A 515-nucleotide genomic window follows, 5' to 3' on the forward strand; every position below is an offset into this window, starting at 1 on the left:
CTCCAGATGACACGGAGAGGGCAATAGCTGGGTTAGGCGCGGAACTTCGGGAGCGAGAGGAAGCTCTTGCGGCGCGAGACTTCGTAAGTGTTGACCAGTGGGAGCAACGAAGCCCGGATGATTGTCCGGCGCGTATTGTGTGCGTTATTGATGAGTTTCGCGCGATGATTAGGACGCATCCGGAGACGCTTGAGAGCCTGGTTGATTTGGCGGCTCGAGGGCGGTCTCTGGGCATGCATTTGATTGCGGCAACGCAAAGTCCGGGCGGTGTGGTTACTCCGTCGATGCGTGCAAATCTGACTCTTCGCGTCTGTTTGCGTACGGCAAGCGTGGCTGATTCCCTCGAGATGGTGGCAAGCGGCGCAGCCTCCGAACTGCCGCGAGTGCCGGGCCGCGCAGTGGTTGACGCTGGTTCCATGAAAGAGGTGCAGTGGGCTTACTTCTCGCATCTGGAATCAAACTTGGGGGCGCTTCAAGAAACCGTCAGCGAGGGCGAGGTGCCTGCGCTTTGGCGG

Annotated in this window: 1 pseudogene; it reads left to right on the plus strand. The window is 59.6% G+C overall.

Annotated elements, in window-relative coordinates:
* Positions 1-164 precede the first annotated feature (164 nt).
* A pseudogene (locus HMPREF1627_RS00620) lies at positions 165-515 on the plus strand (cell division protein FtsK); the annotation flags it as partial.

The sequence above is a fragment of the Actinomyces sp. S6-Spd3 genome, assembly GCF_000758755.1.
Taxonomy (GTDB): Bacteria; Actinomycetota; Actinomycetes; order Actinomycetales; family Actinomycetaceae; genus Pauljensenia.